At 49.9% G+C, this 411-nt stretch carries 1 rRNA gene; it reads left to right on the plus strand.

Features of this window, described 5'->3' with window-relative positions:
• Positions 1 to 86: 86 nt before the first annotated feature.
• Positions 87 to 411 (plus strand): 23S ribosomal RNA (locus FL311_RS43760); the annotation flags it as partial.

Here is a 411-nt window from a genome sequence, read left to right on the forward strand (position 1 = left end):
CAGTATTACCAGAGCAATCGATGAGATTGTCTTGGAATACGGCACAACGCGAGAACTCAGCCTATAGCGAGACATACTCGTTATAGGGTCAAGCGAATAAGTGCATGTGGTGGATGCCTTGGCGATTACAGGCGATGAAGGACGTAGTAGCCTGCGAAAAGCTGCGGGGAGCTGGCAAACGAGCTTTGATCCGCAGATATCCGAATGGGGAAACCCGGCCCGAATGGGTCATCCCTTGCTGAATACATAGGCAAGGGAAGCGAACGCAGTGAACTGAAACATCTAAGTAGCTGCAGGAACAGAAATCAACCGAGATTCCCAAAGTAGTGGCGAGCGAAATGGGATCAGCCTTGTACTCTTTAGCAGTATTGTTAGCAAAGCGGAATGGAAAGTCCGGCCATAGTGGGTGAT

It is taken from the genome of Myxococcus sp. AB025B (genome assembly GCF_006518215.1).
Taxonomy (GTDB): domain Bacteria; phylum Myxococcota; class Myxococcia; order Myxococcales; family Myxococcaceae; genus Myxococcus; species Myxococcus fulvus.